This window comes from Nocardioides sp. JCM 18998, assembly GCF_055391535.1.
Genome location: NZ_AP043886.1, coordinates 367,836 through 386,901, shown reverse-complemented (window position 1 = coordinate 386,901; position 19,066 = coordinate 367,836). Strand labels below are relative to the sequence as shown.

The following is a 19,066-nucleotide window of genomic DNA, read 5'->3' as shown; positions in this document are numbered from 1 at the left end:
CGCTTAACCGCGGGGCACCACCACCGACCAGACCCGCGGCCAGCCGCCGAGTCCGATCGTGTGCGAGGTGAACTGGGCGCGGGTGATCACCTGGATCGAGCCGTCGGCCGGGTCGTAGACCTGCAGGTCAGCGCCGTCCGGGCCGCCCGTGGCGACCACGAGGGTGACGTGGCGCGGGAGCGTACGGGTACCCACGTAGAGGCCGCCGAACAGGCCGCGGGCCGCGGCCCGGTGCAGCCGGTCGAACCCCCGGCCGGGGGAGAGGTAGCCGATCCCCAGGAGCGGACGCAGCGTGTAGCGAACGCCCTCGACCTCGTGCAACTGGTGCGCCATCGACCAGAACGCCGTGCCGAGGCGCCGCGGCCAGCCCCGGAAGCCGCGATGCGTCGCCAGGACCACCTCGCCGAAGCGCGGTCGGATCTCCGCGGCCCAGGCGGGGTCGCGCAGCATCCGGGCCACGACGACCGCGGTGGCGCCGCAGGAGTAGTTGTCGGGCTGCCGCAGTCCCGCTGGCAGGGTGACGGTCCGGACCCGCATCCGGGCGCGGAGCTCGCCGTACGCCTGCTCCGAGGACATCACCCGGCAGCCCTTCGCGGCCGCGTCGGCGACGACCCGCCGCTGCACCCGCATCAGCGCCAGCCCGCGGCGCAACAGCACCAGCGGCGGCTTGCGCCGCTCGCGCAGGTCGCGCAGCAGCCGCCGCCAGAACGTCACGACCGGCGGCTGGCTGATGCAGTACGCGGCGAGCAGCTCACCGCCGTGCTCGCACGCGTCGACGACCTCCTGGGCGAAGATCCCCTCGGCCACGAACGCGTCGTGCTCGTCCAGGGTGAGCGTCTTCGAGCCGACCCGGCCGTCGGCCGAGAGCTGATAGATCGGCACCTCGGCGGCACCTGTCGCGCACAGGTCGCGGATCGCCGCCAGGGCGTCCTCCAGCAGCCAGGACTCGGGATCGTCCCAGTCGGCGATCCCGGCGTTGGGGCCGGTCTGGATGCGCGGCAGCGACGGGTCGGTGCCGTCCTTGTAGAAGTCGTCCAGGTTCAGCACCGGCAGGCCGAGACGGCGGCTGAGCCGCGACTTGCCCGAGCCGGACGGTCCCGCGACGACGATGACCCTTCGAGACACCTCAGTACGAGCCGGCGCCGGCTTCCGCGGCGCCCGCGAGCAGCGCGCGCGAGCCGGACACGCCCAGGCGGGTCGCGCCGGCCGCGACCATCGCCTCGGCCTGCTCGAGGGTGCGTACGCCACCGGAGGCCTTGACGCCGAGGTCGGGACCGACGGTCTCGCGCATGAGCCTCACGGCGTCGACGGACGCGCCGCCGCTGGGGTGGAAGCCGGTCGAGGTCTTCACGAAGTCGGCGCCGGCGGCGACGGCCGCGCGGCACACGCCGACGATCTCCTCGTCGCTCAGCGCGGCGGACTCGATGATCACCTTGAGCACGACCGGGGCCGGCGCGGCGGCGCGGACCGCGGCGATGTCGGCCTGCACGTCGTCGTACCGGTGCTCCTTGGCGGCGCCCACGTCGATCACCATGTCGATCTCCTCGGCCCCCAGCGCGATTGACTCGGCAGCCTCGGCGGCCTTCACCGCCGAGGTGTGCTTCCCGCTCGGGAAGCCGCAGACGACGGCGAGGTGGAGGCCCTGCGGGACGGAGACCGGAAGCATCGAGGGGGAGATGCACACCGAGTAGGTGCCGAGCTCGGCCGCCTCCGCGATCAGCGCCTCGACGTCGGCGCGGGTGGCCTCCGGCTTCAACAGCGTGTGGTCGATGATCCGGGCGATGTCGGCGGCACTCACCGGGACATCATATCGGCGCCCTTTCCCGGGTTGACGCGAACTGGTTGTCGTCGCGGCAGCGATCTGCGATCCTCCTCAACGGTTCGACGGGGGACCGGTGATCGACCGAGGGAGCCGGGGAGTTGCAGGGGACACGGCAGACGAGCACGTTGCGCTTCGACGTCGCGCGCGCTTGGCGTGAGCCGCCGGCGATGGCGACGCCCTCGACGCTGCGGATCAGTGCCACGTTCCTGCTCGGCTTCGGCGGGCTGCTCCTCATCGTCTGCGGGCTGCTGATGCAGGGCGCCGTCAGCTCGCGACTCGCGTCGATCGGCACCGGGCTCGTGGCCCTGCTGTTCGGCGCCATGTGCGGCGCGATCGGTCATCGGCTGCCGCGGCGGGCCTTCGAGCTGCTCGTCGCCCTCTCGATCGTGATGATCACGGGTCTCGCGTGGGCCGCCGACGACGCCCACCACGCGATCGCGGTGACCTCGCTCTTCCTGCTCCCGGTGGTCGCCGGGACGATGCAGTTCTCGCTGCGCAACGCCAGCCCGCTCATCGCGCTCGCGCTGCTGTGCCGCGGGTGGGTGACGGTGGCGGCCGGTGCCACCTTCGGCGAGCTCCTGATGGTGGAGGGCTGCACGGCCGGGCTGGCCGTGATGGTCGGGTGGCTCGCGCACGTCGCCGATGTCGCCGAGGTGGACCCGCTCACCGGAGCGCTCAACCGCCGCGGACTGGAACGTCGGCTCGAGGAGGTGCTGCGCCGGCTCGACCGCGAGGGCGGCCAGTGCGCACTCATCGCCCTCGACATCGACTACTTCAAGCAGGTCAACGACGTCAACGGCCACCAGTACGGTGACCGGCTCCTGGTCGACTGCGCCCGCGCGTGGCGCAGGGTCCTGCCGGAGCGCTCCGTGCTCGGCCGCCACGGCGGCGACGAGTTCATCGTCCTGCTCCCCGACACCTCCCTCGGACAGGCCGCCGACGTCGCCGACCGGCTGCGCAACGCCGTACCCGGGGCGACCTCCTCGGCGGGCGTCGCGGCCTGGGGGCACGGCGACTCGCAGTCCCTTCTCCTCAGCCGCGCCGACGTCGCGCTCTACGACGCCAAGTCCTCGGGGCGCGACCGCACCGCCGTCTACGGCGACCCGGACCGCGAGGCCAGTGAGCTCGAGGCCGCGATCGCGGCCGGCGAGATGCGGCTCATGCTCCAGCCGGTCGTCCACCTGCAGAACGGCGAGGAGCCGGTCGCGGGGTTCGAGGCCCTGACCCGCTGGATCCGGCCCGGGCGCGGCGTCGCGCTCCCCGACGACTTCATCCCGCACGCCGAGCGCACCGGCGCGATCCATGCGCTCGGGCGCTGGCTGATCGACGAGTGCTGCCGGCTCGCGACCGTCCTGCCGAGCGCCCACCAGGTGATCGGGGTCAACGTCTCGGTGCACGAGCTGCGCCGCGCGGACTACGCCGCCGACGTACGCCGTCGGGTCGCGGCGTGGGGGACCTCGGCGCACCGGTTCGTCTTCGAGGTCACCGAGAGCGTCTTCGAGGACAACGACCCACAGGTCATCCGCAACCTCGAGGACCTGCGCTCGATCGGGGCGCTCGTCGCGATCGACGACTTCGGCGCGGGCTACTCCTCGCTGCGTCGCATCGAACAGCTCCCGATCGACATCATCAAGGTCGACGGCGCCCTGATCGGCTCCATCCGCGAAGGCCACGACCCCGCCATCCTGCGGGCGATCGTCACGATGGCCGACAGCCTCGGGATCCGGCTGCTCGCCGAGCACGTCGAGACGCAGTACCAGGTCGATGTGCTGCGCGAGCTGGGCTACGAGCTCGCCCAGGGCAACGTCTTCGGTCGGGCGGCCGTGCCCGGCGAGGCGTACGTCGTGATGCCGCGGCTCGCGGTCGACGACGCCGTCGTCTGATCACAGCTGCCGGGTCACAGCGCTCGGGTCACAGCGGCCGGGTCACAGGCCGAGGGCCGCCCGCATGTCATCCGTGAGCGCAGCCAGCCGGGCGGTCGCCTCGTCGCGGGCGGCGTCGACACCGTGGGACACCTCGACGACCACCTCGAGGTAGCACTTCAGCTTCGGCTCGGTGCCGCTCGGTCGCACGATGACGCGCGACCCGTCGCCGAGGTGGTAGCGCAGACCGTCGGTCGGCGGCAGCGTGGCGGTACCGGCCGCGAGGTCCTCCGCCGACGTGACCTCAGCACCCGCGAGCGTGGTCGGGGGCGTCGTGCGCAGCCGCTCCATCGCCGACGCGATGACGGAGAGGTCGGTCACCCGCACCGACAGCTGATCGGTCGCGTGCAGTCCGTGGGCGAGCGCGATCTCGTCGAGCCGGTCGAGCAGCGTCCGGCCGGAGGCCTTGAGCAGTGCGGCGAGCTCGACCACGCGGACCGCCGCCGAGATGCCGTCCTTGTCCTTCACGACGGTCGGGTCGACGCAGTAGCCGAGCGCCTCCTCGTACCCGAACGCCAGCCCCTCGACGCGGCCGATCCACTTGAAGCCGGTCAGCGTCTCGACGAACGGCTGGCCGTACGCGGCCGCCTGCTTGGCGAGCAGTGACGAGGAGACGATCGAGCAGGCGTACGTGCCGGTGGCGCCGGTGCGCAGCAGGTGATCGGCCAGCAGCGCACCGACCTCGTCGCCGCGCAGCATCCGCCAGCCGCCCGCCCCTGAGGTCGAGCCCCCGGAGGTCGAGCCCTCGGAGGTCGAGCCTGTCGAGACCACCGGGACCGCGACCGCACACCGGTCGGCGTCCGGGTCGTTGGCGATCACCAGATCGGCGCCCACCTCGGCGGCCTTGGCCAGGGCGAGGTCGATCGCGCCCGGCTCCTCCGGGTTGGGGAAGGCCACGGTCGGGAAGGCCGGGTCGGGCTGGGCCTGCTCCGCGACCGGGATCGGCTCGGGGAACCCGGCCAGCCGGATCGCGCGCAGCGCCAGGTCGGACCCGACACCGTGCAGCGCGGTGTGCACCGTGACGACCTCGCGCGGGCCGCAGGAGTCGACGAGCGTGGTGATCCGGGCGAGGTAGCGGGACACGACGCCGTCGTCGAGGACGGTGCCGGCGCCGCCGCGCGCGATGTCGCCCACCGGGCCGGTCGAGGCGGCGGCGATCTCGGCGGCGATCTCGGCATCGGCCGGGGGGACGATCTGCGAGCCGTCGCCGAGATAGACCTTGTAGCCGTTGTCCTGCGGCGGGTTGTGGCTCGCGGTCACCATCACGCCGGCGGCGGCGCGCTGGTCGCGGATCGCGAACGCGAGCACGGGGGTCGGCAGCGCGCGGGGGAGCAGCAGCGCCTCGAACCCGGCGCCGGTCATCACCTCGGCGGTGTCGCGAGCGAAGACGTCGGAGTTGTGCCGGGCGTCGTACCCGATGACCACCGGCCCGCTCGCCCCCGTCCCGCGGAGGTAGGCGGCCAGGCCCGCGGCGGCTCGGAGCACGACCACCCGGTTCATCCGGTTCGGGCCGGCGCCGAGGGCGCCTCGCAGGCCGGCGGTGCCGAACTGCAGGGTGCCGGCGAAGCGGTCGGCCAGATCGGCCTGGGCCGCGACGTCGCCGCCCTTGGCCTTGGCGATGCGCTCCTCGAGCTCGGCGCGGGTCTGCGGGTCGGGATCCTCGGCGAGCCAGGAACGGGCGGTCTCGAGCAGCTCCAGCAGATCGGTCACACGCAGACGCTAGCCGAGCCTCCCCGCCCCCGGGGAACAGCGCGGCAGGATGGCCTCGTGGACAGGCACTTCACCTTCGACACGTCCTGGACGGTCGCCGCGCCCGCATCGGACGTACGCGACGTGCTCATCGACCTGGAGCACTATCCGGAGTGGTGGCCGCAGATCCGGGCGATCGCGAAGCTCGGCGACGACGACGCGATCGTGCTGTGCCGCTCGGTGCTGCCGTACACCCTCGAGCTGCGGCTGCACGCCGTCTCACGCGAGCTGCCGACCCTGCGGGTGGGCGTCACCGGCGACCTGGCGGGATCGGTCGTCTGGACGGTGACCGACGACGGCCGCGCCGGCTCGCGCGTCGAGGCGCACCAGGATGTCGAGCTGCGCTCGTTCCCGGCGGTGGCGATCGCCGCCGTCCGACCGGTGCTGGTCTGGAACCACCACCGGATGATGCGGGGCTGCGCGCTGGGACTGGACGCCCGGCTGGTCCATCGAGGTATGCAGCCGAACCGACACTTCCCACGGTGAGTTCCACACGGGGAGTGCGGGTTCACTTGCATACCTCGATCAACCAGCTCGCGCCACCAGCCTCGCCGCCGGAGCCGACGCCGCGGTCTGCCGCAGCACACCCAGGACGATCAGCAGCTGCGCCAGGCAGTAGGTCGACATCACCCAGAGGTCGTGGCCCGGCTGGGTCCATACGTCGAAGGCGTCCAGCGCGATCAGGCTGTCCGAGGCCATGAAGATCGCCGCCCCGGCCCAGACCAGGCGGTTGAGGCCGCTCGCCAGCACCGCCATCGTGGCCAGGCAGCAGCCGTAGACGACCACGGCCGGTGCGAGCACGCCCGCGGCCGGCGCGCAGGCGACGAGCAGGACGACCAGCGCCAGCCCGTACGGCGCCAGCCACGCCCGCCGCACCCGCCACAGGCTCCGCTCCCGGTAGGGCAGGAAGCCTCGGATGTAGCAGACCTGTGCGAGCAGGAAGGCGCCGAGCATCGCGCCGAACGCGGCGTCGCCGTGGAGGAACCGCGGCACCGTATCGCCGAGCCAGGAGAAGAACAGCGCCCAGCGGGTCAGGTCGACGAGCCGGTCGTGAGTCGACGCGGAGGCGATCAGGAAGATCCCGAGCGCCGGCATCATCATCACCTGGAGGGCGTCGGCGACGGCGTTCCACCCCGCGGCCTCGGCCGCGAGGTGGAGCATCACCACCAGGAGGTACGGGGACAGCAGGCGCATGGCCCGCACCCTACTGACGCGGTGGCCGCCGGTGGCGTGCCTCGGCCGCCGTCACATGTCGATGGAGGTCATGTCGCCGTACCGCGCGCCACGCACCGCGTCGCGGGGGACCGCCGTGCTGAGAGCGGCGAGGTCCTCGGGGCTCAGCGTGATCCCGGCGGCGCCGACGTTCTCCTCCAGGTACCGCACCCGCTTGGTCCCGGGGATCGGCGCGATGTCGTCACCCTGCGCCATCACCCAGGCGAGAGCGAGCTGCCCGGGCGTGGCCCCCTTCTCCTCCGCGAGTGCCCGCACCCGGTCGACGAGGGTGAGGTTGGCGGCGAGGTTCTCGCCCTGGAACCGCGGGAAGTACGCGGTCGAGCGGCTCTCGCCCTCGCCGGACGGCTCGGCGGTGATGGCGCCGGTGAGGATGCCGCGACCGAGCGGGGAGTACGGCACCAGGCCGATGCCGAGCTCGCGCAGCGTCGGCAGGATCTCGTCCTCGAGGTCACGGGTGAAGAGGCTGTACTCGGTCTGCAGCGCCGTGATCGGGTGGACGGCGTGGGCGCGGCGGATCGTCTCGGGGCTCGCCTCGGACAGGCCGAGGAAGCGGACCTTGCCCGCCTCCACCAGCTCCTTCATCGCACCGACGGTCTCCTCGATCGGGACGGACTTGTCGACGCGGTGCTGGTAGTAGAGGTCGAGGTGGTCGACACCGAGTCGCTCCAGGGAGGCGTCGCACGCGGCACGCACGTACTCCGGGCTGCCGTTGATGCCCAGGCGGGTGCCGTCCGGGCGGCGCTCGTTGCCGAACTTGGTGGCCAGCTGGATGTCGTCACGGCTGTGCCCACTGGTGGCGATCGCCTTGCCGACGAGTCGCTCGTTGGTGAAGGGGCCGTACATGTCGGCGGTGTCGAGGAGGGTGACGCCCAGGTCGAGGGCGCGATGGATGGTGTCGAGGCCGCTCTGCTCGTCGGGTGCACCGTAGAACTCGGACATGCCCATGCAGCCGAGGCCGAGGGCCGACACGGTCAGGGGAGCGGCGGTGCCGAGAGTGCGCTGCGCGAGGTTCGTGGGGGAGAGGCTCATGCCTCCACTCAACGACCTGGAGTGCGCTCCAAGTCAACCCGTGCCCTACGCGGACCGGGCCGTGTCCTCGATCCGGTCGAGGTAGATCTCGATCTTCGCGTCGATGGCGCTCAGGTGGGCCTGGACGGCGGCCAGCTCGGCGAGGACGTGCTCGCGGTGGGCGCGCAGCAGCTCCAGCCGATCGTGCTCGTTCCCATCGCCCGTACGGACCAGGGCGGCGTAGCGACGCACGTCGCGGATCGGCATCCCGGTGGCCCGCAGCCGGGTCACCATCTCGATCCAGCTCAGGTCGGCATCGGTGTAGCGCCGGTGGCCGCTCGCCGAGCGCCCGACAGGGCGGGCCATCAGGCCGTCACGCTCGTAGTAGCGCAGCGTGTCGGTGCTCAGCCCCGACACCGCGGCCGCCTCCGCAATGGTCATCGCCATGGCATCGAGCGTACGGCCCCGCCATACCGCGCTCCCGCTCGCGCGGTCCCCTCGCTCGCGACCAGCGCCAGTGCTCGTCCCTCGCACGCGCTGCCGCTCGCTCGGTCCCCTAGAGTCGTCGCCATGAGCCAGACCGCGACCGACCCGTACGCACTCGCCCAGGAGGCGGGCGCCGCGCTCGCCCGACTCACCGGCGTGGAGCGCCACGACGTCGCGCTCGTCCTCGGCAGTGGCTGGCTGCCCGCCGTGGACGCGCTCGGCACCGCGACCGCCGAGATCGACACCACCGACGTGCCGGGCTTCCGGGCCGCCGCCGTCGCGGGGCACAGCGGCAAGATCCGCAGCATCCGGTCGGGCGAGAAGAACCTGCTCGTCTTCCTGAGCCGCACCCACTACTACGAGGCCCGCGACGTCGCTGCCGTCGCCCACCCGGTCCGCGCCGCCGCGGCCGCCGGCTGTCGCGCGATCGTGCTGACCAACGGCTGCGGCGGCCTCAAGCCGACCTGGTCGCCCGGCACTCCGGTGCTGATCAACGACCACATCAACCTCACCGGCACCTCGCCGCTGGTCGGCGCGAACTTCGTCGACCTCACCGACCTCTACTCCTCGCGCCTGCGCGCGAAGGCCCAGGAGCTCGACCCGACGCTCGACGAGGGCGTGTATGTGCAGTTCCCCGGACCGCACTACGAGACCCCGGCCGAGGTCCGGATGGCCGGCGTCATCGGCGGCTCGCTGGTCGGCATGTCCACCACCCTCGAGGCGATCGCCGCACGCGAGGCCGGCATGGAGATCCTCGGCATCAGCCTGGTCACCAACCTCGCCGCCGGCATCAGCGACCAGCCGCTCAACCACGCGGAGGTCCTCGAGGCGGGTCGCGCCGCGGCGAGCCGGATGGGCACGCTGCTGTCGCGGATCGTCCCAGAGATCTGACCAGAGATCTGACCAGGGATCTGACCGGTGGACAACCCCTCCCGAGCCGCTCGTGTGAAGCGGATCGGGACGGGTCCGTACCTCCTGTGGAGAGCCGTTTGCGGCCGCGTGCGCGTCATCGCAGCGTGGGCCATGAGCACCTTCACCGCACCCGACGCCCGGGAGCCGCACGCTCCCTCCCTCATCTCCCAGGCCGACGTCGAGCTGATGTGGCGTGTCCTGATGAAACCGCTCGGCTGGCGGTCCCGATCGCTGTGGTTCGTCCTGGTGGCACCCGACGACACCCCTGTCCCTCAGGTCCACGAGATCGCCGACCTGCCCGACGAGATCGATGCCGAGGGTCACGCCGCGGCCGCCGGCCTGTGGCGTGACCTCCTCGCCGAGGTCCTGCCCGGCGGCCGGATCGCGCTGCTGCTCTCCCGACCCGGCACCGGCGGTCCGGACAGGGCCGACCGGGAGCTCGCCGAGGGCACGTACGCCGCCTGTCGCGTCGCCGGCGTGCCGCTGGAGGTGATCCACCTGGCCACCGACGACGACATCCGGCCGCTGCCGGCCGATGCCGTCCTCGGCCGGCACGCCTCGTGAGATCGGCGAGGCGACCGGCGAGGCGACCGGCGAGGCGACCGGCGACAGGGAGCCCGATCGGGTCCTAGTGTCGAGGCGTGAGCGAGCGATCGACGGAGACCTCCGAGACGACCGAGAGACCCGACCCCGGGCTGCTGGCGGACCTCAAGGACGCGGTGGCACCGCGCACCATGCTGCTGGTCCTGGGCGTGCTGTTCGTCCAGCTGGCGTTCGTCGCGTCGTACGTGGGGGCGTTCCACCATCCGACCCCGCACGACGTCTCGATCGGGGTGGTGGCGCCTCAGCAGGCCGCCGACCAGCTGCAGCAGCAGCTCGACGCCGTCGACGGCCACCCGCTCTCGGCCGAGGTCGTGGCCGACCGCGCGACGGCCGTCGAGCGGATCAGGTCCACCGACCTGTCGGGTGCCCTGATCGTCGACCCCACCTCCACCACCGACGAGCTGATCGTGGCCTCCGGTGGCGGAGCCTCGCTGGCTACCGCGCTCGAGGAGGTCGCCTCCCGGGAGAGCACGCAGCAGGGCCGTACTGTCACGGTCACCGACATCGTGCCGCTCCAGTCGGGCGACGCGCGTGGCCTGACCGGCTTCTACCTCGTCCTCGGCTGGCTCGTCGGTGGCTACCTGGTCGCCTCGCTGCTCGGCGTCGCCAAGGGATCGCGCCCGTCCACACCGCGCCGAGCGGTGATCCGCCTGAGCGCCCTGGTGCCGTACGCCCTCGCGTCCGGGCTCGGCGGCGCCCTGATCGTCGATCAGTGGCTGGGCGCCCTGACCGGTCACTTCTGGGCGCTGTGGGGCATCGGCACCCTCCTGGTGCTCTCCTCCGCAACGGTGACGATGGCCTTCCAGGTCCTCTTCGGGACGATCGGCATCGGGCTGACGGTGCTGCTGTTCGTCGTCATCGGCAACCCGAGCGCGGGCGGCGCCTACCAGTCACACCTGCTGCCCTCGCTGTGGCGCGGCATCGGCGGCTGGATCCCGAACGGCGCGGGCACCGACGCCGTACGGCGCATCGTCTACTTCGACGCGCACGGCGTCGGCAGCAGGCTCGCGATCATCATCGGCTACATCGTGGTGGGCGTCGCCGTCACCCTGGGCGCCTCGGTCCTGCGCGCTCGATGGCGGCGCACACGCGACGCCTAGTCCGACGGGCGCTACGGCTCGATGGAGCGGCAGGGCCGCGTCCGCAGCCAGTGCACGTAGTCGGCCGGGGCGTCCGCGGCCTCGGCCGCCTCGGCGATCGTGCCGAGGTAGTGCGCGGAGGGCAGCCCGCCCTCGTACGCGTCGAGGACGTAGGTCCAGGCGACGATGTCCGCGGTGAGGGTGTGGATCCGCACCTTGGTCCGGCGGTACAGCCCGGTGTCGGCGGCCTGCCACTCGTCGAGCGTCCGCTCGTCGTCGCGGTTGACGTCGTACACGGCGACGTAGACCTGCTCGAACGGGTCCGGGACGATCGTCGCGAGCGCCCCGTCCCAGCCGTGCTCCTCGCCGCCGAAGGTGAGCCGCCAGGCCGTCAGCCAGCCGGTGGTGCGCAGCGGCGAGTGCGGACAGCGCTGCGCCATGAGGGCGGGGTCGAGGTTCGCCCCGTAGGCGGCGTACAGGCTCACACGCCGAACGTTACCGATGGGTGTCGTAGGCGACATGGGGTGGGCGTCCGCGGCGCACTACCCTAGTCGGCGTGACCCACTTCGATGTCCTCGTCCTCGGCGCTGGCCCCGGTGGCTACGTCGCCGCCATCCGTGCCTCCCAGCTCGGCAAGACCGTTGCCGTCGTGGAGGAGAAGTACTGGGGTGGTGTCTGCCTCAACGTCGGCTGCATCCCCTCCAAGGCGCTGCTCAAGAACGCCGAGCTCGCCCACACGCTGACCCACGAGAAGGCCAAGTACGGCATCGAGGGTGACGCGACCATGTCGTACGGCCCGACGCACGCCCGCTCCCGCCAGGTGAGCGCCGGCATCGTCAAGGGCGTCCACTACCTGATGAAGAAGAACAAGATCACCGAGATCGACGGCTGGGGCACCTTCACCGGCCCGAAGTCGATCAACGTGGCGCCCCGTGACGGCAGCGGTCAGACGACCGAGCACACCTTCGACGACCTCATCATCGCGACCGGTGCCACCGTCCGCTCCGTGCCGGGCGTCGTCCCCAACGGGCAGAACATCGTCACCTACGAGGAGCAGATCCTCAGCGACCAGCTCCCCAACTCGGTGATCATCGGCGGCTCGGGTGCGATCGGCGTCGAGTTCGCCTACGTCATGAAGAACTTCGGCGTCGACGTCACCATCGTCGAGTACGCGGACCGGATGGTCCCGACGGAGGACGCGGACGTCTCCAAAGAGCTCCTCAAGCACTACAAGAAGCTGGGCGTCAACGTCCTGCTCTCCACCGCCGTCAAGGGCGCCGTCGACACCGGCAGCGGCGTCGAGGTCACCGTTGCTCCGGCCGCGGGCGGCGACGAGCAGGTCATCAAGGCCGACAAGATGCTGGCCGCCTTCGGCTTCGCCCCGCGCCTGGAGGGCTACGGCCTCGAGGCCACCGGCGTCGCCACCACGGAGCGCGGCGCCATCGCGACCGACGAGTTCGGCCGCACGAACGTCCCGAACGTCTACGCCATCGGCGACGTCACCGGAAAGATGATGCTCGCCCACGTCGCCGAGGCGCAGGGCGTCGTCGTCGCCGAGGTCATCGCCGGCGTCGAGACGATGCCGGTCGAGATCGACTTCATCCCGCGTGCGACCTACTGCCAGCCGCAGATCGGCTCGTTCGGCTACAGCGAGCAGCAGGCCAAGGACAAGGGCTACGACGTCAAGACCGCGACGTTCCCGTTCTCGGCCAACGGCAAGGCGATGGGCCTCGGCGAGCCGGTCGGCTTCGTCAAGGTGATCGCGGATGCCGAGCACAACGAGATCATCGGCGCCGCCATGATCGGCCCGGACGTGACCGAGCTGCTCCCGGTCCTCACCCTCGCGCAGAAGTGGGACCTCACCGCCGACGAGGTCTCCCGCAACGTCTTCGCCCACCCGACCCTCGGCGAGGCCGTCAAGGAGGCCGTCGAGGGCATCGTCGGCCACATGATCAACCTCTGAGGCCAGTCGACCGCGCGCTCGCGCGTGGTCGGCGTCGGCCGAAGAGGTCGAGTGTCCGCGCGGGTGAGCTTGCGAACCCGCGAACGGACGTATCGAGACCCTGAGTTCAGAGGTCACTTCTTGCGCGTCGAGGGGTCACCTTCCGCGGGACCACCCGCTGAAGGCGACCCCTCGATCGCTTGCTGCGCCTCGGGCGGCGTCACGCGCTCGCGTCGAAGGTTCGGCATCTCCGCGGCCAAGAGCCCGACCCCGACCGTGGCGGCCCGGGTGGCCTCCTCCTCGGTGAGCAGGCCGCGAGCGTTGAGGTCGGTCAGGGCGGTCTCCAGCTCGCGCTGTGCGGCGGCGCGATCGTCCGTGTCGAGACTCCGGATGAGGCGCAGCGCCGGCTTGAGGTGGTTGTAGCGGCCTGCGAGATGCTCAGGCAGGAGCGGCTGGTCGTCGGCCCGGTAGGCCGTGCCACGGGGCGCGGAGGAGTCACGCATCGCGCGCGCTCGAAGCAGCACGCAGACCAGTCCGACCGCCGTCCCGGCCAGGGACGCCAGGGCCGCGAGCCCCCAGTGCGCGACGTCGTACCTGCGCCCCAGAAGGAGGCAGCCGAGCGCCGTCACCGGACCGCAGAGCGTCGCCGTGAGGTAACTGTGCGGGGCGAAGAAGGGGACTCGGTCCTCGTCGTCGAGCCTGTTGCCGCCGTGGAGCTCCAGCGCGAGCTGGGCCGGGAGGATCAGGACCAGTGACGCCATGAGCAGCCCGCTCGTCGGGATCGAGTGGGCCGGTGCGATGACCGGGCCGTCCAGGCGGGAGGCAACGCTGGCTGTGCCGATGATGCCCGCCCAGATGTCGGCGAGCGCGACGATCGAGATCAGGGTGGGGGCGAGGAAGACCACGGCTGCGGGCACCAAGCCGATCATGGCGAGCGCGACCAGGGCCGACTGCACCGCCTTGGGGCGCGCCGCCCAGCGCTCGCGCCGCAGCTGGCGCTGACGCCGTTGCGACCTTCTCGGCGCCTTCGCTCCGCGAGGCTCGGGGAAGGAGCCGAGCTGCGTGTCGCGGTCGAGGTACCACTGGATGTCCGGATGGCCGCGAAGCGCGGCCAGCTCCAGGGCGCGCCAACGCAGCTCGTGGCGCGCGGTGACCGTCCGGGCGTACGCCGGCGCGCTGGACAGGTCGAGTCGATCCGACATCAGGAGGGGGCCGTCGTCGGGAGGTGGCCGGCCTCAGGCGCGTGGCTGACGCGTCGTCCCGTGGGCCGAGATCGACGCATTCCTCGCGCCTCGTCGAGTGCGGCCGGGAGCGGCGGGAGCGCGATCCAGCCCTCGGTCCGTGCCGCCGCCAGCATGCTTTCGGGGATCTGCTCCGGCGTTCGCTGGGCGAGCCCGGCGATGACGGCGCACAGGACGGCGTCGAGCGCATCGTCGGCATGGCGGCAGGGGTCCACGTACGTACCGAGACGGAGCCAGGGGAGGGACTCCTCGATCGAGTCGACGAGCGCGAGGCGGCGCTGGACGTTCGCGGCGTCCTTCCCCTTGTAGCCCTGATGGACGAGTCCCCAGATCCTGAGCGCTCCGGCGGGGTAGACCTCGACGACCGGGCCCGTCAGCCCGGTCCGGTCGACGATCCCGCCCTCGCGGGTCACCGCCGCGAGGAGGGCGGCACACCGCATGGCCACCGCACCGATGCGGTCCGCGGCGACACTCAGCGGCTGCGCGCCGATGGTCGTCCTCACGTGGAGGTCGGTCACGCGGTACGAGAGCGGGTGCCGGGTCTCGGGGACCACGAGCTCGTGACCGCCGTCTCGGTGGGCGATGAGGTAGTCGATGAACAGCGAGGGCCAGCCGAGGGGGCAGTCGATGCCCGTCTTCGAGACGTTGCCGATGAGGTCCACCAGCTCCAGGTCGCTGTGGCGCCCGACCGCCACCTCGAGGACCGAGGCCGTGTCGCCGTTCCACTCGATCGTCGCGACACCGGTCTTCCTCGGGTCGGCGCTCAGGTCGATGCCGGCAGTGATCACGAGGCGACGTTAGCCCGCGGAGGCTGAACTCTGGGGGCGCCGCACCCCGAGCGCGATCAGCACGCCGACGACGGTGAGCGCGGAGGCGGCGTACTGGCTCGCACCGACCCGCTGATGGTCGACGACGGCCTCGATGATCTCGGCGCCGATGACCTGGCCGGCGATCATCGACAGGCCCAGCACGAGGACGCCGTGCACCCGGACCAGGACCGCGGCCAGCCAGATGAAGCTCATCCCGATCACGCCGCCGAGGTAGAGCCACCAGGCGTGCGGAAGCGCGTTCAGGGTGCCGTGGCCGAGGACGAGGCTGAGCACGAAGGGGATGAGGAGCGCGGCGGTCCCCACGGCGAAGTTGTTCAGCGTCGTCACCCACGGACCGACGCGCTGCGAGACCCGGCCGTTGAGCGCCTGCTGCACCGACGCGCCGGATCCGGCGACGAAGGCGAACAGTGCGCAGCCGATCAGCAGCCATGACACTTCGGCCGAGAGCCGGTCGAGGGTGGCGAGCAGCATCGCGGCCACCGCGAAGCCCGCCGCGACCAGCCGCGAGGGACTCAGTGGCTGATGACCGGACGGGCCGATGCCGAGATGGTCCACGACCAGAGCGGAGACCGACTGGCCGGCGGTCAGTGCGACGCTGAAGAGCGCGACCCCCAGGGTGCCGACGGTGAGCCCCTGGGAGGCGACGAGCAGGGCGCCCAGGCAGCCGCCGATCAGCTCGACCGGGCGCAGCTCGTGGCGGCGTACGGCATCGATGAGCGACCGCACCCCGGCGCGGTGCCCGGCCCACAGCGCTGTCACCACGGCGAGGATGACAAGGCCGCTGCCGAAGCTGATCACCGCAGCACCGAACCCCGCTCGCGCCCCGGTGCCGAGACGATGGGCAAGGCTCCCGTTGATCTGCGACTGGACGGCGACGCCGCCGCCGGCCAGCAGCATCAGCGGTACGGCGAGCAGCCGGAGGGCCCGGCTCGGCGGTGCGGGCGTGGTTGTGGCAACGGTCACCGTCACCCGCCAAGCGTAGGGGTGCGGGTCGCACGGCCCGGCACACGCGCGGCGGCCGCGGGCTGACACAATGGGCCCATGCCCAACGTGGTGATCATCGGTGGAGGACCCGGCGGCTATGAGGCCGCCCTCGTCGCGCAGCAGCTGGGAGCCGACGTCACCGTCGTCGACCGCGATGGGCTGGGCGGAAGCGCGGTCCTGACCGACTGCGTGCCCAGCAAGACGCTGATCGCGACCGCCGAGGTGATGACCGACATGGCCGCCGCCGGCGAGCTCGGCATCACCTCCCTGGACAACCAGGGCGACGCCGCGACCACGATCGGCGTCGACCTCGCGAAGGTCAATGCCCGCGTCAAGACGCTCGCCGCCGCCCAGTCGGCCGACATCGAGGCCCGTCTCTCCCGCCGTGGCATCCGGATCGTCAAGGGCCTCGGCCGCCTCGGCAAGGGCGCCGGCGCGGGTGGCGGCGAGGTGATCGCCGCCCTGCCCGACGGCACCGAGGAGTCGCTGCACGCCGACAGCGTGCTGATCGCCACCGGTGCGCGCCCGCGTGTCCTCCCGACCGCCCAGCCCGACGGCGAGCGGATCCTGACCTGGGAGCAGGTCTACGACCTCGATGAGCTGCCCGAGCACATGATCGTGGTCGGCTCCGGTGTCACCGGCGCCGAGTTCGCCAGCGCCTACCTCGCGCTCGGCTGCCAGGTCACCCTGGTCAGCAGCCGCGACCGCGTCCTCCCGGGCGAGGACGCCGACGCCGCCGAGGTGCTCCAGGACGTCCTCGAGCGCCGGGGCATGAACATCCTCGGCAACTCCCGGATGGCCTCGGTGACCCGCGAGGGGGACACCGTCACTGTCGCGCTCGCCGACGGCCGTACGGTCTCCGGCAGCCACTGCATCCTGGCGCTCGGCTCGATCCCGAACACCGAGCGGCTCGGCCTCGAGGGGGCCGGCGTCCAGCTCGATGAGGGCGGCTTCATCCGGATCGACAAGGTCTCCCGTACGACCGCTCCGGGCGTCTACGCCGCCGGCGACTGCACGGGCGGCTTCATGCTGGCCAGCGTCGCCGCGATGGCCGGCCGGGTCGCGATGCGTCACTTCCTCGGGGACGCGGTGCAGCCGGTCGACCTCAAGGAGATCAGCTCCAACGTCTTCACCAGCCCCGAGATCGCCACCGTCGGCTGGTCGGCGGCGGCGGTGGAGAAGGGCGAGATCGAGGCCGACGTGGTCAAGCTCGACCTCACCGGCAACCCTCGCGCCAAGATGCAGGGCATCACCGACGGCTTCGTGAAGGTGATCGCGCGCCGCGGTAGCGGGGTCGTGGTCGGCGGCGTCGTGGTCGGGCCGCGCGCCAGCGAGCTGATCCACCCGATCGCCCTTGCGGTGAAGGCCAACCTGACGGCGGACCAGCTCGCGAACGCGTTCACGGTCTACCCGTCGCTGAGCGGGTCGACGGCCGAGGCCGCGCGCCGCCTGCACCGGGTCGACTGAGCGGCGCTCAGTTCTTGCTGGCGAAGGTCAGGCAGTCGGCGACGTCGCCGCTCATCCCGATCTCCACGCCCTGGGCGGAACACTCCAGGTCGCTGTTGTGCACGCAGTCGGTCCGGTGGCACGCGCCGACCATCCCGGTCCCGACGACACCACCCTTGCTGCCGTCGCCGTAGAAGGTGGCGCACGCAGCGGTGTCCTCCATCACGGTGATGGCGCCGGCGTGGCAGTCGTGGTCATGGTTGTAGGAGCAGCCTTCGGCGCTGCACGTGTTCACGATCGGCAAGCTCAAGGTGGTCATACGTACCTCCGGGGCGCGTTGCGTGGGTGAGACGACGCTCCCCACGTTCCTCGCCATCACCCGCGCCGTCCAGCCAGGTGAGGCTGGCCTTGCCTCGACCTGAGGCGTGGTTCGTGGCGTGGCCGGGCGGTTCACAGTGAGCTCCCACGTCCGTCTGCTTTGCTCGGCGCGACGCCTGCCGATCGGTTACGGTCCTAGGAACCTGATCGATAGGGGTCGTCCGGTGTCGCGTCGTGTGCTCGGGAGGGTCGTCGCGCTGCTCGCGCTGTGCGGGGCAGTCGCCTCGGTGACCACCGCTCCCGCAGAGGCCAGGCGTGACGGCGTCGTCACGGCTCCGCTGAGCATCACCGGCTACGGCTACGGCCACGGGCACGGGATGTCGCAGTACGGCGCGAAGGGCGCGGCCGAGCAGGGCCTGACGTACCGCCAGATCGTCGGCTTCTACTACCCCGGCACGGCCTGGGGGAGCGCCAAGGGCCAGGTCCGCGTGCTCATCACGGCCGACACGACGCGGTCGGTCGTGGTGCAGGCCCGCTCCGGCCTGTACGCCCAGCGCGTCGGCGCCGCGCGGCGCTGGAACCTCGACCGCCCTCACCTCGCGGCCCGACGCTGGCGGATCGCGCCGGTGGCCGGCGGTCGCAGCCGGCTGGACTACCTCGCCGGCGGGTGGCACACGCTGGCGACGGTGAGCGGCGACCTGGAGTTCAACGCAGGCGGCGCCCCGATCATGCTCTTCCTGCCCGGTGGCACGAGCGTCGCCTACCGCGGCGTGCTGCGGGCTGCGAGCCCGCACCCGGGCGCGATGGACCGCGACACCGTCAACGTGCTCTCGCTCGACAACTACCTCAAGGGTGTCGTGCCGCGCGAGATGCCGGCCCTGTGGTCGCAGCAGGCCGTGCAGGCGCAGGCGGTCGCCGCGCGCACGTACGCCGCCTTCGAGCGCGCCGACCAGCACGGCTACTACCAGATCTGCGACACCTCGGCCTGCCAGGTGTACGGCGGCTACTCGGCGGAGTACCCCTCCTCGAACGACGCGGTCGCGGCCACGGCCGGCCAGATCCTCACCTACGCCGGCGAGCCGGCGTTCACGCAGTTCTCCGCGAGCAACGGCGGAGCGACGATGGCCGGCGGGATGCCGTACCTCGTCTCCCGGACGGACCCGTACGACGCCGCCGCCTCGCCCTACCTCGGCTGGAAGGCGAGCGTCGACCCGGCGGCCGTGGAGCGGATGTGGCCGCGGATCGGTCGGCTCACCGGCGTGAAGGTGACGCCGTCGAGCGCGAACGCGCCCGGCGCCGGCTACGTCTCGACCGTCGCGATCACCGGAACCACCGGCAGCGTCTCGGTCAGCGGCGACCTCTTCCGCTCGTTCGCCGGGCTCCGCTCGAGCTGGTTCAGCATCACCCTGCCCAACGGGAGCACCACGCCCAGTCCGAGTCCTCGCGAAGTGTCACGGTGACAGTTGCGGCATGGCCCGCGGGGCCCGAAGT

Annotated in this window: 19 protein-coding genes; 8 read left to right on the top strand and 11 right to left on the bottom strand. The window is 71.9% G+C overall.

The genetic code is table 11. From position 1 onward, the window contains the following. Positions 1-3 precede the first annotated feature (3 nt). Both ACZ5L9_RS01870 and deoC read right to left on the bottom strand, forming a co-directional pair. Positions 4-1,125: a uridine kinase family protein gene (locus tag ACZ5L9_RS01870; RefSeq protein ID WP_464533038.1), complete on the bottom strand. Its 1,122-nt coding sequence runs from the start codon at positions 1,123-1,125 to the stop codon at positions 4-6. A 1-nt stretch (position 1,126) separates the two neighbouring features. Continuing rightward, the gene (gene deoC / locus ACZ5L9_RS01865; protein WP_464533035.1) at positions 1,127-1,798 is read right to left on the bottom strand and encodes a deoxyribose-phosphate aldolase; all 672 of its coding nucleotides are present in this window, start codon (positions 1,796-1,798) and stop codon (positions 1,127-1,129) included. Between the two features lie 191 nt (positions 1,799-1,989). On the opposite strand from deoC, the gene ACZ5L9_RS01860 reads away from it, so the two are divergent. Next, positions 1,990-3,705 carry a putative bifunctional diguanylate cyclase/phosphodiesterase gene (locus ACZ5L9_RS01860; RefSeq protein ID WP_464533033.1) on the top strand — a complete coding sequence of 572 codons (1,716 nt, stop codon included), beginning with the start codon at positions 1,990-1,992 and terminating at the stop codon, positions 3,703-3,705. 42 nt (positions 3,706-3,747) lie between these two features. Here ACZ5L9_RS01860 and ACZ5L9_RS01855 read toward each other — a convergent pair whose 3' ends face one another. Then, entirely contained in the window at positions 3,748-5,460 is a 1,713-nt protein-coding gene (locus ACZ5L9_RS01855) for a phospho-sugar mutase (RefSeq protein WP_464536786.1), read from the bottom strand. A 51-nt stretch (positions 5,461-5,511) separates the two neighbouring features. On the opposite strand from ACZ5L9_RS01855, the gene ACZ5L9_RS01850 reads away from it, so the two are divergent. After that, a complete protein-coding gene (locus ACZ5L9_RS01850) occupies positions 5,512-5,979 on the top strand; it encodes an SRPBCC family protein (RefSeq protein WP_464533031.1) in 468 nt (155 codons plus the stop codon). 39 nt (positions 5,980-6,018) lie between these two features. Here ACZ5L9_RS01850 and ACZ5L9_RS01845 read toward each other — a convergent pair whose 3' ends face one another. The 3 genes from ACZ5L9_RS01845 to ACZ5L9_RS01835 are packed head-to-tail and all read right to left on the bottom strand — an operon-like array spanning position 6,019 to position 8,181. After that, on the bottom strand, positions 6,019-6,687 hold the full coding sequence (locus tag ACZ5L9_RS01845) for a lysoplasmalogenase (RefSeq protein WP_464533029.1): 669 nt from the start codon (positions 6,685-6,687) through the stop codon (positions 6,019-6,021). Positions 6,688-6,738: 51 nt separating this feature from the next. Beyond that, the gene (locus ACZ5L9_RS01840; protein ID WP_464533026.1) at positions 6,739-7,755 is read right to left on the bottom strand and encodes an aldo/keto reductase; all 1,017 of its coding nucleotides are present in this window, start codon (positions 7,753-7,755) and stop codon (positions 6,739-6,741) included. Between the two features lie 45 nt (positions 7,756-7,800). Then, on the bottom strand, positions 7,801-8,181 hold the full coding sequence (locus tag ACZ5L9_RS01835) for a MerR family transcriptional regulator (RefSeq protein ID WP_464533023.1): 381 nt from the start codon (positions 8,179-8,181) through the stop codon (positions 7,801-7,803). 123 nt (positions 8,182-8,304) lie between these two features. Between ACZ5L9_RS01835 and ACZ5L9_RS01830 the strand changes: the two genes are divergently transcribed. The 3 genes from ACZ5L9_RS01830 (at position 8,305) to ACZ5L9_RS01820 (ending at position 10,835) form a co-directional block, all read left to right on the top strand. Next, complete coding sequence (locus ACZ5L9_RS01830) at positions 8,305-9,111, top strand: purine-nucleoside phosphorylase (RefSeq protein WP_464533020.1); 807 nt, start codon at positions 8,305-8,307, stop codon at positions 9,109-9,111. 132 nt (positions 9,112-9,243) lie between these two features. Continuing rightward, on the top strand, positions 9,244-9,696 hold the full coding sequence (locus ACZ5L9_RS01825) for a hypothetical protein (protein ID WP_464533017.1): 453 nt from the start codon (positions 9,244-9,246) through the stop codon (positions 9,694-9,696). Positions 9,697-9,773: 77 nt separating this feature from the next. After that, complete coding sequence (locus tag ACZ5L9_RS01820) at positions 9,774-10,835, top strand: DUF3533 domain-containing protein (RefSeq protein WP_464533014.1); 1,062 nt, start codon at positions 9,774-9,776, stop codon at positions 10,833-10,835. Positions 10,836-10,846: 11 nt separating this feature from the next. Here the strand turns inward: ACZ5L9_RS01820 and ACZ5L9_RS01815 are convergent, their stop codons facing one another. Then, entirely contained in the window at positions 10,847-11,299 is a 453-nt protein-coding gene (locus ACZ5L9_RS01815) for a gamma-glutamylcyclotransferase (RefSeq protein WP_464533010.1), read from the bottom strand. Between the two features lie 71 nt (positions 11,300-11,370). On the opposite strand from ACZ5L9_RS01815, the gene lpdA reads away from it, so the two are divergent. Then, positions 11,371-12,777, top strand: a complete 1,407-nt coding sequence (gene lpdA / locus ACZ5L9_RS01810; protein ID WP_464533007.1) for a dihydrolipoyl dehydrogenase — start codon at positions 11,371-11,373, stop codon at positions 12,775-12,777. A gap of 113 nt (positions 12,778-12,890) precedes the next feature. Here the strand turns inward: lpdA and ACZ5L9_RS01805 are convergent, their stop codons facing one another. From ACZ5L9_RS01805 to ACZ5L9_RS01795, 3 genes are read right to left on the bottom strand one after another with little or no spacing between them, the layout of a single operon-like run. Continuing rightward, positions 12,891-13,958, bottom strand: coding sequence for a hypothetical protein (locus ACZ5L9_RS01805; RefSeq protein WP_464533004.1), 1,068 nt, complete (start codon positions 13,956-13,958; stop codon positions 12,891-12,893). After that, complete coding sequence (locus ACZ5L9_RS01800; RefSeq protein WP_464533001.1) at positions 13,958-14,785, bottom strand: DUF429 domain-containing protein; 828 nt, start codon at positions 14,783-14,785, stop codon at positions 13,958-13,960. Before ACZ5L9_RS01800 ends, ACZ5L9_RS01805 begins: the two co-directional genes overlap by 1 nt. A gap of 9 nt (positions 14,786-14,794) precedes the next feature. Beyond that, positions 14,795-15,796, bottom strand: coding sequence for a DMT family transporter (locus ACZ5L9_RS01795; protein WP_464532999.1), 1,002 nt, complete (start codon positions 15,794-15,796; stop codon positions 14,795-14,797). A 72-nt stretch (positions 15,797-15,868) separates the two neighbouring features. Between ACZ5L9_RS01795 and ACZ5L9_RS01790 the strand changes: the two genes are divergently transcribed. Then, entirely contained in the window at positions 15,869-17,278 is a 1,410-nt protein-coding gene (locus tag ACZ5L9_RS01790; protein ID WP_464532995.1) for an NAD(P)H-quinone dehydrogenase, read from the top strand. Between the two features lie 7 nt (positions 17,279-17,285). Here ACZ5L9_RS01790 and ACZ5L9_RS01785 read toward each other — a convergent pair whose 3' ends face one another. Further along, on the bottom strand, positions 17,286-17,576 hold the full coding sequence (locus ACZ5L9_RS01785) for a DUF1540 domain-containing protein (RefSeq protein ID WP_464532992.1): 291 nt from the start codon (positions 17,574-17,576) through the stop codon (positions 17,286-17,288). Positions 17,577-17,799: 223 nt separating this feature from the next. Between ACZ5L9_RS01785 and ACZ5L9_RS01780 the strand changes: the two genes are divergently transcribed. Continuing rightward, positions 17,800-19,035, top strand: a complete 1,236-nt coding sequence (locus ACZ5L9_RS01780; RefSeq protein WP_464532988.1) for a SpoIID/LytB domain-containing protein — start codon at positions 17,800-17,802, stop codon at positions 19,033-19,035. The last annotated feature ends 31 nt before the right edge of the window (positions 19,036-19,066 follow it).

What these genes read in the sequence shown, in the direction of transcription:
- ACZ5L9_RS01845 (WP_464533029.1), bottom strand. Translation starts at nt 6,687, where the DNA reads ATGCGCCTGCTGTCCCCGTACCTCCTGGTGGTGATGCTCCACCTCGCG.
- ACZ5L9_RS01785 (WP_464532992.1), bottom strand. Translation starts at nt 17,576, where the DNA reads ATGACCACCTTGAGCTTGCCGATCGTGAACACGTGCAGCGCCGAAGGC.
- ACZ5L9_RS01840 (WP_464533026.1), bottom strand. Translation starts at nt 7,755, where the DNA reads ATGAGCCTCTCCCCCACGAACCTCGCGCAGCGCACTCTCGGCACCGCC.
- ACZ5L9_RS01790 (WP_464532995.1), top strand. Translation starts at nt 15,869, where the DNA reads ATGCCCAACGTGGTGATCATCGGTGGAGGACCCGGCGGCTATGAGGCC.
- ACZ5L9_RS01825 (WP_464533017.1), top strand. Translation starts at nt 9,244, where the DNA reads ATGAGCACCTTCACCGCACCCGACGCCCGGGAGCCGCACGCTCCCTCC.
- ACZ5L9_RS01830 (WP_464533020.1), top strand. Translation starts at nt 8,305, where the DNA reads ATGAGCCAGACCGCGACCGACCCGTACGCACTCGCCCAGGAGGCGGGC.
- ACZ5L9_RS01860 (WP_464533033.1), top strand. Translation starts at nt 1,990, where the DNA reads ATGGCGACGCCCTCGACGCTGCGGATCAGTGCCACGTTCCTGCTCGGC.
- ACZ5L9_RS01805 (WP_464533004.1), bottom strand. Translation starts at nt 13,958, where the DNA reads ATGTCGGATCGACTCGACCTGTCCAGCGCGCCGGCGTACGCCCGGACG.
- ACZ5L9_RS01835 (WP_464533023.1), bottom strand. Translation starts at nt 8,181, where the DNA reads ATGGCGATGACCATTGCGGAGGCGGCCGCGGTGTCGGGGCTGAGCACC.